We start from the raw sequence: 11,735 nt of genomic DNA, 5'->3' as shown, positions 1-11,735 counted from the left end.
GATGCAAATCACCGCCCCCATCAGCACCCCCGCCGAAGTGGAGCCGCTCGTTCGCGCCGGCGCCCGCGAGCTCTACTGCGGGGTCGTGCCGCCGGACTGGATCCAGCGCTTCAACACCTCGGGCGTCAATCGCCGCCTGTTCGGCAACCTCAACGGCTACGCAGATCTCGAACGCGTCGTCGAGAAGGCCTCCGCGCTCGACGCCGAGGTCTTCCTCGTCCTTAACGCGCAGCAGTACGGCGAACAGCACCTCGATGCGCTGACCGAAATCGCCGCGCGCTTTCGCAGCATCGGCGGCAAGGCCGCGATCGTGGCTGACCTCTCGCTGATCGCCTCGCTTGCCGCCAACGTACCGGAGCTCGACATCCATGTGAGCTCCGTCGCAACCTGCCGCAACGTCGAATCCGCGCGCTTTTTCGCCTCGCTTGGCGCGAAGCGCATCGTCCTGCCGCGCGACGTCACGGTGGCCGAGATCAGCGCGATCGCGACAGCGCTCCCCGACCTCAACATCGAAGCCTTCGTCCTCAACGACGGCTGCGTGTTCGAAGAAGGTACCTGCCACACCGTCCATCTGCCGATGAACAAAGGCGGCCCGATCTGTATCGACAACTACCAGTTTCAATACGAGGCCACCGGCGGCGGCAAGCCGCAGGAGCGCGCCCTGCGGCGCCTCGAACAGAACGACCTGGATTACAAGCGCTGGCTCTGGTACCGCTTCGGCAACGGCTTCTCGCTCGCGCCGAACGGCTATCCCTGGGGGCCCTGCGGCATCTGCGCGATGCCGGCGATGCACGCGGCGGGTGTGCATTCGGTGAAGATCGCCGGCCGCGAGGGGGCGAGCGAACGCAAGATCAAGAGCGTGGAACTCGTCGCGCAAGTCCTGCGACGGATCGAGGCGGGCGAGGCCGAACACGAGATCCGCGAGTTCGCAGCCGGCCTGCGAGACGCGCCCGCTCATTGCGCGAGCGGCTACATGTGCTACTACCCCGAGATGCGGAGCCGCGCCACCGACCTGGAGGCTACGCCGGCGGCAGCATAGGGGGCCACAGGGAGAAGGGCTTGTATCGACTTCAGAGGTCAGCGCTCATGCGCAGCGTCGCACTTCTGACCGCCCTCTGACGCTGCACTGCGCTATTCATCAGCCGATTTTTCGAGATCCACAGAAACTGGCTGGTCCCTTCGCTGTCGGCGAGTTCGGTGGTGGTGAGAACGCCGTTCGCGAGCGTCCAACCCATCAGTTGAGGGGCATCCGGATCATCCTTCTCGATACGCCGCGGCGAGCCGTATTTTTCCTTCGCGAAAGCGAGAAGCTCCGCGTAGCCATCCCTTGTGGTATCGATCTTGATCTGGGCGAGACGACCATTTTGGAAGAAGAACACGACGAACCACGCGTCCGCCCCGTTCACGGTCCGCATGTCCGCATAGCAGGACCGGTCGCCCAATCGCGAAGATTCCGAACCACAGTTCCAGCGGATGTCGCCGTACCTGGCCTGCAGGCCGACTTCCGACAGATTCCCGGGGACCTGATCGAACTCGATCCGTATCTCGTTCCAGACCTTGACGCTCGCGATCAGCCTGTTCATGGGCGTGTAGTCATATCCGGTCTTGACCAGGAAGACAAGACAGGCGAGCAGGACGAGCAGAAGCAGTACTTTCTTCATACAGGGGAGGGGCGAGCGAACGCCCGATTCGGTGATGCGGTTCGTGGGCGGTATGCTCCGATAAATCGATCGGAATATCAATACGACATCAACGCTAATGACGGAGCCCGAAGTTCCATGCTGTTCGAGTTGCATGGCTGCGCGTCGGGAGTGCGCGCAATCCCGCAGGGGCGCGGGATGCGGGGCGGCAAAAGAAGAGGCCCGAGCGCGTATGACGCGGCTCGGGCCAAACCCACGCTGAAGAGGAGACGATTCAATCTTAGACTCTCAATCAAGGCCTGGGGACGATGCTCGCCCGAGTTTTTGCTATTTAACAAATCGGGTACATAGCAGGGGGATGGCGGGCCGCGCGCTGATGGCAGGCAAATGCCCTTGCGAGCAGCCACGAGTCAGTGCCGGATACGAGACGACGACGCTTTTTTTTGGCGCGACAAAAGAAAAGCCCGAGCGTTTGACGGCTCGGGCTAAATCCACACCAAAGGAGGAGGGTGGAGGAGACGGTTCAAATCATAACGAACCGCCTTGTGCGACGCAATAAAGTTGTTCTACAAATTTTTCTATTCGACGATCAGGTTTTCGAATGCTTCAGTATTTGTGCGGATAGAAGGCCAAGTCTTCTACAAGACTTGTATTTTGCAGTGCACCATCCAGTGCAAATGCGACACTCTCATGCTCAATTGCGACCGCTCAGGGCGACGCATCGCTTCGCGAGAATCTCCGTCGGATCGAGCACGGCCACCGTTCTTCCTTGGACGACATAAGCCTGGTCCGCCGTAAGCAGCAACGGCAGCTCGGTGCAACCCAGAATGAGGACCTCCGCCCCGCGCTCCGCCAGCGATGCGAGCGCGTGACGCAGCTCGCCGACGCACTCTCCCTCGGTGAAGCCGGCCTTCGCGCCTTTCGGGCCGTAGATCGCGTTCATCACCAAGGCCTGGTGCGCGTCGTCCGGTACGAGCAGTCGCAGTTCGGCCTTCTTGGCGGCAGCGTGATAGACGCCGCTCCCGACCGTTCCGCTGGTCGCCAGCAGGCCGACGAGCGTATCGCCGCCGAAACGCCGGCGGATGTGCTCGACCGTCTCGTCGAGCATGTTCACGACCGGGATCGACAGGTAGGGCTGGATGCGCTCGACGAAGGCGTGTGCGGTGTTGCACGGGATCGCGATGATGTCGGCGTCGGCCGCTTCGAGCTTCTTGCAGGTCGAGTAGAGGGCGATCGTCGGGTCCGGGCCGTCGCCGATGAGATGTTCGGTGCGGTCCGGGATCTGCGGATTCTGCTCGACGACGAGCTTCACGTGCTCCTGGTCCCGCCGCGCCTCCGTGTTGCGGACGATCTTGGCGACGAAGTCGACAGTCGCCGCCGGCCCGACGCCGCCGACTACACCGATCTTGAACGGCCGTCGATCCGGCAGCGCGTCCTGTGACACCGCGTGGCGGGCGTAGATCTGGTTCGTGTCGAGGACCGGGAAACCGCGTTCGAGCAGCGCATCGTTCACGATCGGCACCTCGGCGAAGCCGGGCACGATCAGTTCCGCGCCCTGTTCGACCAGATCGGCGCATGCCGCGGCGAGCCGTTCGACGGAGCGGCCTTGCAGCTGTCCGGCCTTGATCCCGTCCGCGCCGTAGATCGCCGCCATCACGCACTCGCGCTGGACCGTGGCCTGCGGGTAGACGAGATCCCATTGTGCGGTCGGAAAATAACGCTCGAACAAACCTTTTCCGCGGACGTAGTCCGAGGTCAGGATGCCCAGTTTCCGCACTCGGGCGTGCCGATGCACGAGGTGCCGGTGCAGGGCCAGCATGATGTCGATGACGGGGAGCCGGATCTCGGTCTTGAGCTCGTCGAGGAAGGTGTGGCTCAGGAAGCAGGGGAGGATCACCGCATCGACCTTGCGCGCCTCGAACTGCCTCAGCATCTCGAAGACATAGAGCTTGCGACCGTTCTGCGACGCCGAGATCGTGCCGGGTTCGTCGTCCTCGCGGAAGGGGCGCTGCTCGAAGATCAGTTCCGGTTGCTGCTGTCCGCTCCGCGCCGGAAGGGCTTTCACCAGCTTGAAGAAGACGTCGGCCGCGCCCAGCGCGCCCAGCCCGCCGACGATGCCGAAGCGGCGTGGGCTGTTCTTGTCGTGCACGGATTTCTCCTGTCCGATTGCGGAATGAAAACGCCGCCGGGCGAGCCTCGGGGGCTCGACGCGGCGGCGTGTACCCGCGAGCTTCCTGTCAGGCCTCGATGCCCTGCGCAGCGGTCGCCTGCGGGGCGAAGGCGGGTTCGGCCTCGGCTTCTTCCGCCTCGTCCGCGTCGAGTACGGTCGGTCCGAGCTTGCCTTCCCACTTCGCGATCGCCGCGGTCGCGAGGCTGTTGCCGATCACGTTGGTCGCGGTGCGGCCCATGTCGAGGAAGACGTCGATGCCCATGATCAGCAGCAGGCCGGCTTCAGGCAGCTTGAACATCGGCAGCGTCGCCGCGACCACCACCAGCGACGCCCGCGACACGCCGGCCATGCCCTTGCTGCTCACCATCAGCACCAGCAGCATCGACAGCTGGGTCATGAAGGACATCTCGACGCCATACACCTGGGCGATGAAGAGGATCGCGAAAGCCTGGTAGATCATCGAACCGTCGAGGTTGAAGGCGTAGCCCATCGGCAGCACGAAGCCCGTGACCTCGTCCTTGACGCCGAACTTCTCGAGCTGCTCCATCGTCTTCGGATAGGCCGCTTCGCTGCTGGCGGTCGAGAAGGCGATGATCGTCGGTTCCTTGATCAGCCCGAGCAGCGTGAACACGCGCTTTTTGAGCACCAGGTAGCCGGCCGCGATCAGCACCAGCCACAGCGAAGCGAGGCCGAGGTAGAAGCTCCCGATCAGCGTCGCGTAGGTCGACAGCACGCCCAGGCCCTGCACGGTGATCGCGGCGGCGACCGCAGCGAACACGCCGACCGGCGCGAACCGCATCACGTAGTCGGTGATCCGGATCATCACGTGCACCAACTCTTCGATCGTACTCACCATCGCCTTGCCGGTCGCGTCCTTCAGCGAGCTCAGCGCGAAGCCGAAGAAGAGCGAGAAGATCACGATCTGCAGCACCGAGTTGCCCGCCATCGCCTCGAAGATGCTCTTCGGGAAGACGTTGACGATGAAGTCCTTGAAGTTCAGCGCCGAGGTCTTCAGGTTCGTCGCCGCGCCCGCGTCCGGCAGCGGCAGATTCATGCTTTGGCCGGGATGCAGCACGTTGGCCCAGACGAGGCCGAGCAGCAGCGACACGAAGGACGCGGTGACGAACCAGCCCATCGCCTTGAGGCCGATGCGACCGACCGCCTTGGTGTCGCCGAGGCTTGCGATGCCGGACACGAGGGTCGCGAACACCAGCGGCGCAATGATCATCTTGACCATGCGCAGGAAGATGTCGGCGAGCGCCGAGAAGTAGCTCGCGACTTCCTTTGCCGCCGCGGCGTCGGGAGCCGTCGTGTTGCAGACGTAGCCGACGACGATCCCGAGCACGAGGCTGATGAAGATCCAGGTGGTGAGTTTATTGAATTTCAATTTGAGTCTCCTCGACACGACCCCTTTGGGGTGATTAGTGTTTTGTGGCGTCGGGTACAGATCAGGCGAGGCCGACCAGCGGGCGCGGCTGCGTGAGCACCTCGGGCTTGAGGATTTCGTCGAGCTGCGCCTGCGTCAGCAGGCCCTTGGCGAGCACCAGCTCATAGACGCTGTGTCCGCCGACGAGCGCCTGCTGCGCGATTTCGGTCGCGTTGGCGTAGCCGATGTAGGGGTTCAGCGCAGTGACGAGGCCGATCGAGTTCTCGACGCTCTTGCGCAGGAATTCGCGATTGACGGTGATGCCCTTCACGCAGCGCTCGGCGAGCGTCAGGCAACCGGCGCGCAGGTGCGTCGCGCTCTTGAACAGGCTGTGCGCGATGATCGGCTCGAAGGCGTTCAGCTGCAGCTGGCCGGCTTCGGCAGCGAAGCTGATCGTCACGTCGTTGCCGATCACTTCGAACGCGATCTGGTTCACGACTTCCGGGATCACCGGATTGACCTTGCCCGGCATGATCGACGAGCCGGCCTGCATCGGCGGCAGGTTGATTTCGGCGAGGCCAGCGCGCGGGCCGGAGGACAGCAGACGCAGGTCGTTGCAGACCTTCGACAGTTTCACCGCGACGCGCTTGAGCACCCCGGAGAGCTGCACGAAGCTGCCGCAGTCCTGCGTCGCCTCGACGAGGTTCGGAGCGGTGAGAACCGGGATGCCGGTGATTTCGGCAAGATTGCGGCAGACGATGCCCGCATAGTCCGGGTGGGCGTTGATGCCGGTGCCGATCGCGGTGGCGCCGAGGTTGATCTCGCGGATCAGCAGCACGGCTTCCTTCAGGCGCTCGATGTCCTCGCCGAGCATCACGACGTAGGTCGAGAACTCCTGGCCGACCGTCATCGGCACCGCGTCCTGCAGCTGCGTGCGGCCCATCTTCAGCACGTCGGCGAACTCGACCGCCTTTTCGTGGAAGGCGTCGCGCAGCACTTCCATCGCCTCGATCAGGCGCAAGATGCCCTCGTAGCCCGCGAGCTTGAGCGCCGTCGGATAGACGTCGTTGGTGCTCTGACTCATGTTCACGTGCTCGTTCGGGTGCAGGCGGGCGTAGTCGCCTTTCGTGTGACCGAGCAGTTCGAGGGCGCGGTTGGCGATCACCTCGTTGGCGTTCATGTTGGTCGAGGTGCCGGCGCCGCCCTGGATCACGTCGACGACGAACTGCTCGTGCAGCGCACCGGCACGCACTTCCTCGCAGGCGCGGACGATCGCTTCGGTGCGTTCGGCGTCGAGCATGCCGAGTTGTTGGTTGGTCAGCGCAGCGGCTTGCTTGATCGCGGCGAGTGCGCCGACGAGTTCGGGGTAGATCGAAATCGGCGTGCCGGTGATCGGGAAGTTCTCGACGGCGCGCAGCGTATGGACGCCGTAATAGACGTCGGCGGGCACGGCGCGGTCGCCTAGGAGGTCGTGTTCGATGCGCTCGGCGGCGGGGGCAGTGGTGAAGGTCATTCTTGTTCCTATCGGCTGGTGTGGGGGTGGGGGTGAATGAATGCTACGGACGGCACTGAGATTTCGTGTCATGCCATGCAAAAAACGCATAAGATCCCCAAGAAAGCCGAATAGCACCCGGACAGGAGTCGACCGAACATGCAAATCAAATGGATCGAGGATTTCCTCACATTGACCGACGCACGCGCCTTTTCGCGTGCCGCGGAGCGCCGCAATGTGTCGCAGCCGACCTTCAGCCGCCACATCCAGGCGCTCGAGGATTGGCTTGGCGTCGAGCTGATCGATCGCCGCTCGCAGGGCGTGCATCTGACGGCCGCGGGGCGGATCTTCCGCGGCTTCGCGGCCGACATCCTGCGGCGCACCTACGACATGCGCACGGTGCTGCGCGGCCAGTCGCCGGGTAACATCGACACGGTGCGCTTTTCGGTTGCGCACACCTTGTCGCTGACCTTCTTTCCGCGTTGGCTGGGGCAGTTGAAGGAAGCGCTGGGCAACGTCGTCGCACGCGTGGGTGCCGTCAACGTTCCGGAAGGCGCCTCCGCGCTGATCGAGGGCGCGACCGACCTCGTGATCGCCTACCATCACCCGCAACTGCCGATGCTGCTCGATCCGGTGCGCTTTCCCTACATCTCGCTCGCGACCGATCGTATGCTGCCGCTGTCCGCGCCCCGCGAAGATGGCCGCCCGCGCTACAAACTTCCCGGACGCGCGGAAGCGGCGGTTCCCTTCCTCGCGTATTCCTCAGGCACCTATCTCGGGCACGTCGTCGAGATGATCCTGCTCGGCGCCAACGAGCGCTGTCATTTCGACCGTTCCTTCGACACGCACATGTCGGAAGCGCTGAAGGCCATGGTGCTCGAAGGCCATGGCCTCGGCTGGCTGCCCGAAAGCTGCGTCGGACGTGAAATGGCCGAGGGGAGGCTTGTTGCGGCCGGCCCGGCTCAATGGAGCTGCCCGCTGGAAGTGCGCCTGCATCGTGCCGCCGATAACAGCAATCCGATGGTCGACCGCATCTGGACGTTGCTGAGTGCACCGAGCGGCAACTGAAAAGAAAAAGCCCGAGCGTTTGACGGCCCGGGCTAAATCCACACCAAAGGAGGAGGGTGGAGGAGACAATTCAAATCATAGTGGTCGCGCTTGTGCGATGCAACATGATTTATGGAAAAATGTTTTTATAGGTCAATTAGTCATTTATATATCTAGGCCGCACAAGGCATTCCGAGTCAAAATTACCCGGACGCCAGGATGGTGCGCTGCGCTAAAGACGGTAGATTTCATCTCTTTAGCATACGGCGTCGGCGCTGCGGCGTACCGTGTCAGCCGAGCAATGACGAAACCAGCGTGAACTGGTTCATCGCCGACAGCAGCTGCGCTTGCGAACTCGTTGTGCCGCCACTCAGCGAAGCCAGCGCGAGCAGGTCGGATGCGCCCTGCAGTCCGGTTTGCGAGCCGGTGAAAGCGCCCAGCAGGCCGAGCGACTGCTGGGCAGCGTTGATCCTCAGCAGGCTGCCGATCAGTGAGCCGTTGCTCGTGTCGCCTGTGAAGCCGGACGCGAGCGTGCCGAAAGATTCGACCGCCTTCGACAGCAGCGAAAAGCTGCCCGCCGGGTCGCCGTCGAAGGCCGATTTGAGCTTCGCGAGGTCGATGCTCGCGCGCCCGCCGAGGCCGGGTATCGGAGAGGCTTGAAGTTGGATGCCGATATCGGCGAGGTGCGTGAGACCGGAGTTGCCGTTATCGAAGGTGCTCGCGAAACGTTCGTTCAGTGCGTTGTTGATCTGGGTGGTCTGCGAGGAACCGGACAGGATGCCGAAAAGGCCGCTTCCGCCATCGATGCCGCCGAACGGACTGATGTCGGTCTGCAGCCCGTTGAAGGCGTCGACGAAGCTCTGGGCTTCGGCGGCAAGGCTGCCGAAATCCGTGCCGAAATTGTTGCCCAGTCCGCTGTCGGTCGAACCCGGGTGCAGCGCCGAGAGGCTATCCTGGAAGGCCACGATCGACGACAGCAGGTGGCCGAGTTCCGAGATCTGGACGACCGTGGAACTGCCGGTGAGCGCGGCGAGGCTGGACGTACTACCCTGCGCCAGCGTCGCGCTGACAGGATTGATGCTGCCGAGCCCGAAGAGGTTGATCGGGGAGATCAGAGGGGAGATGGTCATTGCCTTCACCGGGGAGCCGGATGCTCCGTCGATGGAAGTTAGAACCGTGTCGCCGTCCCGAGGTTTCATCGACGGGGGCGCACCCGCCGGAAACGCAATATTGTGCGCTGCTACGCCGTATTGCCCCCGCCAGCGCTTACACTCTCACCCGCGCTGGCTCCGCCCGCCTCAAGCTATTATTTTTTCACAGGTTTCAAAGGAATTTGATGCACCCGGTTCACGACATTGACGCACTCCTTCTCCTCGCCATGGCACTCGCTTCCAAGCGCAAGCCCGCGGAACTTTTCGAAATCATGGCGGCGGTGGACCTGATCCAGGGTGCCATCCCTTCCGAAGGGAAACTCTGCGAAGCATTTCAGCGGCTCTCCATGCATGGCCTGATCGGCGAGGTGGAAGGCCGCTTCACGCTCGCCCCGGACGCACAGAAGATCATCACGGGGTTGCCGAAGAAGGCCGATACGGCGGAGCGCGTTTTCGGCGTCAAGGCGGGACTCTCGGCGCATCTTGCGCATGGCGAACAGGTGCTCGCGGTGCCGACGGTGGCGCAACTGAGTGCGGCGATCGCGGCCCATCGGGCTGCCGGCCAGGGGGCGGGGCAGAACCTGTTGATGCCCAAGCCCAAGTCGGCGGAAACGGAACACAAGCGTCCCGGCCACTGGCGCAAGCCGGCCGGCCCGCGCCGGCGCACATGAGGCGAAACGTGAGCACGACCGAATCCACTCCGCCGCAATCGTTCGGCGTGCTGCCGGGTGCGACCGGCAACGCCGCACCGTCCTTCAGCGAGCTGCCGTTGTCCCCTGCGCTGCAGGCCACGCTGCAGCAACTCGAATACCGCACGATGACGCCGATCCAGGCCGCCAGCCTACCGCTGGCGCTCGCCGGTCACGATCTGATCGCGCAGGCCAAGACCGGTAGCGGCAAGACCGCGGCCTTTGCGCTGGCGCTGCTGACAAACCTCAATCCGCGCCGCTTTGCCGTGCAGGCAATGGTGCTGTGCCCGACGCGCGAGCTCGCGGATCAGGTGACGCAGGAGATCCGGCGCTTGGCACGTGCGGCCGACAATATCAAGATCCTCGCGCTGTGCGGCGGCACGACGATGCGCCCGCAGCGGGCGAGCCTGGAGCATGGCGCACACATCGTCGTCGGCACGCCCGGCCGCATCATGGATCACCTCGATCGCGGCAGCCTCAAGCTCGATGCGCTCAACACCCTGGTGCTTGACGAGGCCGACCGCATGCTCGACATGGGCTTCTATGACGACATCGCCTTCGTCGCGCAGCAGTGCCCCACCCGACGCCAGACGCTGCTGTTCTCCGCGACCTACCCGGAGGGGATCGAAAGGCTGGCGCAGCAATTCCTGCGCAATCCGCAGGAAGTGAAGCTGCTGGAGCAGCACGAAGGCAGCAAGATCCGCCAGCGCTTTTACGAGATCAAGCACGACGAGCGCCTGCAGGCAGTTGGCACGCTCCTCAAGCACTACCGCCCGGTCAGCACGCTCGCCTTCTGCAACACCAAACAGCAGTGCCGCAATCTCCGGGACGTGCTGCAAGCCGAGGGCTTCCATGCGCTGACGCTGAACGGCGACCTGGAGCAGCGCGAGCGCGACCAGGTGCTGATCCAGTTCGCCAATCGCAGCTGCTCGGTGCTGGTGGCGACCGACGTCGCAGCGCGCGGGCTCGATATCGCGCAGCTCGAGGCGGTCATCAACGTAGACGTGACGCCCGACCCCGAAGTCCATATCCACCGAATCGGCCGTACCGGCCGTGCCGACGAGGACGGCTGGGCGCTGACGCTGTGTAGCCCGGCGGACAAGCGCCGGGTCGCGGTCATCGGGCAGATGATGGGTAGCGATCCGGAGTGGCATGGCCTCGGCTCGCTGCAAAGCGGCGACGACTCGCCATTGGTGCCGCCGATGGTGACCTTGCAGATTTTGGGCGGCCGCAAGGACAAGATCCGCCCCGGCGACGTGCTTGGCGCGTTGACCGGCGAGGCCGGCTTTACGCGCGAACAGGTCGGGAAGATCACCGTGACCGATCAGACGACCTACGTCGCAGTCGTGCGCGAAATCGCGCGCGACGCCGTCCGCAGGCTCGGCGCCGGCAGGCTCAAGGGCAGGCCAGTGAAGGTGCGTGCGCTGGCGGACTGATGCTGTGCGTCAGGAGTTCGCGCCCTCGGCCGCAGTGGGCCACAGCGGCCGGCCGGTGGCTTCGAGATGGCATAGGTAGCTGCGCAGGTCGAACTCCAGCTGGTGGTAGTCCGGCTCCATGTGCCGGCATAGCTGGTAGAAGGCCTTGTCGTGCTCGCGCTCGCGGATGTGGGCGAGCTCGTGCACGACGATCATGCGCAGGAATTCGGGCGGCATCTCGCGGAAGACCGCCGCGACGCGGATCTCGCATTTCGCCTTGAGCTTGCCGCCCTGCACGCGCGAGATGCGCGTATGGGTGCCGAGCGCGTGCTGGATCACGTGGATCTTGTTGTCGAAGGCGACCTTGCTCAGCTGGCCGGCGTTGCGCAGATACCGTCCCTTCAGTTCCTGCACGTAGTCATAGAGCGCGCGGTCGGTGCGGACCGTGTGCGCTTGCGGGTACTTGCGCAGCAGCAAGTCGGCAAGCCGGTCCTGCTCGATCAGGTGTCGAACCTGTGCGGCGAGCGCGGGTGGGTATCCGGCAAGGTAATCCGCCGACGGTCTTGGGCGCATAGTGTGCAGGGTGTTGAATATGGCGTGATTTTACCGGCCATTCGCCACCGGTTTCGTCCTCAAGCGAGCTAAACCAGTCCGATACCGCGCCGGCGAGCGTTCGCGCATCTCGAAGGCATATACTGGGTCCGGCAGCAAGGCGCACGGTAAGGATATGTCCCGACAATCGACGCGCTTCACGGGCAGCACTGG

10 protein-coding genes are annotated in these 11,735 nt (G+C 63.9%); 4 read left to right on the top strand and 6 right to left on the bottom strand.

The window, feature by feature from the left end; genetic code table 11:
• The first annotated feature begins 1 nt into the window (after nucleotide 1).
• Nucleotides 2–1,039 (top strand): U32 family peptidase, encoded by a 1,038-nt coding sequence (locus AZKH_RS14920; RefSeq protein WP_015436620.1) that lies wholly within the window; start codon nucleotides 2–4, stop codon nucleotides 1,037–1,039.
• Between the two features lie 31 nt (nucleotides 1,040–1,070).
• On the opposite strand, the gene AZKH_RS14915 is transcribed toward AZKH_RS14920, so the two are convergent.
• From AZKH_RS14915 to aspA, 4 genes are all read right to left on the bottom strand, one after another.
• On the bottom strand, nucleotides 1,071–1,796 hold the full coding sequence (locus tag AZKH_RS14915; protein ID WP_156822117.1) for a hypothetical protein: 726 nt from the start codon (nucleotides 1,794–1,796) through the stop codon (nucleotides 1,071–1,073).
• A gap of 538 nt (nucleotides 1,797–2,334) precedes the next feature.
• Nucleotides 2,335–3,789 carry an aspartate/glutamate racemase family protein gene (locus AZKH_RS14910; RefSeq protein ID WP_015436618.1) on the bottom strand — a complete coding sequence of 485 codons (1,455 nt, stop codon included), beginning with the start codon at nucleotides 3,787–3,789 and terminating at the stop codon, nucleotides 2,335–2,337.
• An 88-nt stretch (nucleotides 3,790–3,877) separates the two neighbouring features.
• Nucleotides 3,878–5,197, bottom strand: coding sequence for a dicarboxylate/amino acid:cation symporter (locus AZKH_RS14905; RefSeq protein WP_015436617.1), 1,320 nt, complete (start codon nucleotides 5,195–5,197; stop codon nucleotides 3,878–3,880).
• A 61-nt stretch (nucleotides 5,198–5,258) separates the two neighbouring features.
• Nucleotides 5,259–6,689 carry an aspartate ammonia-lyase gene (aspA, locus tag AZKH_RS14900; protein WP_015436616.1) on the bottom strand — a complete coding sequence of 477 codons (1,431 nt, stop codon included), beginning with the start codon at nucleotides 6,687–6,689 and terminating at the stop codon, nucleotides 5,259–5,261.
• 138 nt (nucleotides 6,690–6,827) lie between these two features.
• On the opposite strand from aspA, the gene AZKH_RS14895 reads away from it, so the two are divergent.
• A complete protein-coding gene (locus tag AZKH_RS14895; protein ID WP_015436615.1) occupies nucleotides 6,828–7,736 on the top strand; it encodes a LysR substrate-binding domain-containing protein in 909 nt (302 codons plus the stop codon).
• A 269-nt stretch (nucleotides 7,737–8,005) separates the two neighbouring features.
• On the opposite strand, the gene fliD is transcribed toward AZKH_RS14895, so the two are convergent.
• Entirely contained in the window at nucleotides 8,006–8,845 is an 840-nt protein-coding gene (gene fliD / locus AZKH_RS14890; RefSeq protein ID WP_015436614.1) for a flagellar filament capping protein FliD, read from the bottom strand.
• 206 nt (nucleotides 8,846–9,051) lie between these two features.
• On the opposite strand from fliD, the gene AZKH_RS14885 reads away from it, so the two are divergent.
• Both AZKH_RS14885 and dbpA read left to right on the top strand, forming a co-directional pair.
• On the top strand, nucleotides 9,052–9,537 hold the full coding sequence (locus AZKH_RS14885; protein ID WP_015436613.1) for a hypothetical protein: 486 nt from the start codon (nucleotides 9,052–9,054) through the stop codon (nucleotides 9,535–9,537).
• Nucleotides 9,534–10,991, top strand: a complete 1,458-nt coding sequence (dbpA, locus tag AZKH_RS14880) for an ATP-dependent RNA helicase DbpA (protein WP_015436612.1) — start codon at nucleotides 9,534–9,536, stop codon at nucleotides 10,989–10,991. Before AZKH_RS14885 ends, dbpA begins: the two co-directional genes overlap by 4 nt.
• 9 nt (nucleotides 10,992–11,000) lie before the next feature.
• Here dbpA and AZKH_RS14875 read toward each other — a convergent pair whose 3' ends face one another.
• The gene (locus tag AZKH_RS14875; protein ID WP_015436611.1) at nucleotides 11,001–11,543 is read right to left on the bottom strand and encodes a M48 family metallopeptidase; all 543 of its coding nucleotides are present in this window, start codon (nucleotides 11,541–11,543) and stop codon (nucleotides 11,001–11,003) included.
• Nucleotides 11,544–11,735 lie beyond the last annotated feature (192 nt).

Source organism: Azoarcus sp. KH32C (genome assembly GCF_000349945.1).
Taxonomy (GTDB): domain Bacteria; phylum Pseudomonadota; class Gammaproteobacteria; order Burkholderiales; family Rhodocyclaceae; genus Aromatoleum.
This window is presented reverse-complemented; position numbering and strand designations above follow the sequence as displayed.

Excerpts from the sequence above, each read along its gene's own strand:
- AZKH_RS14920 (WP_015436620.1), top strand. The coding sequence starts at position 2 with ATGCAAATCACCGCCCCCATCAGCACCCCCGCCGAAGTGGAGCCGCTC.
- AZKH_RS14915 (WP_156822117.1), bottom strand. The coding sequence starts at position 1,796 with ATGCAACTCGAACAGCATGGAACTTCGGGCTCCGTCATTAGCGTTGAT.
- aspA (WP_015436616.1), bottom strand. The coding sequence starts at position 6,689 with ATGACCTTCACCACTGCCCCCGCCGCCGAGCGCATCGAACACGACCTC.
- AZKH_RS14895 (WP_015436615.1), top strand. The coding sequence starts at position 6,828 with ATGCAAATCAAATGGATCGAGGATTTCCTCACATTGACCGACGCACGC.
- fliD (WP_015436614.1), bottom strand. The coding sequence starts at position 8,845 with ATGACCATCTCCCCTCTGATCTCCCCGATCAACCTCTTCGGGCTCGGC.
- AZKH_RS14885 (WP_015436613.1), top strand. The coding sequence starts at position 9,052 with ATGCACCCGGTTCACGACATTGACGCACTCCTTCTCCTCGCCATGGCA.
- dbpA (WP_015436612.1), top strand. The coding sequence starts at position 9,534 with ATGAGGCGAAACGTGAGCACGACCGAATCCACTCCGCCGCAATCGTTC.
- AZKH_RS14875 (WP_015436611.1), bottom strand. The coding sequence starts at position 11,543 with ATGCGCCCAAGACCGTCGGCGGATTACCTTGCCGGATACCCACCCGCG.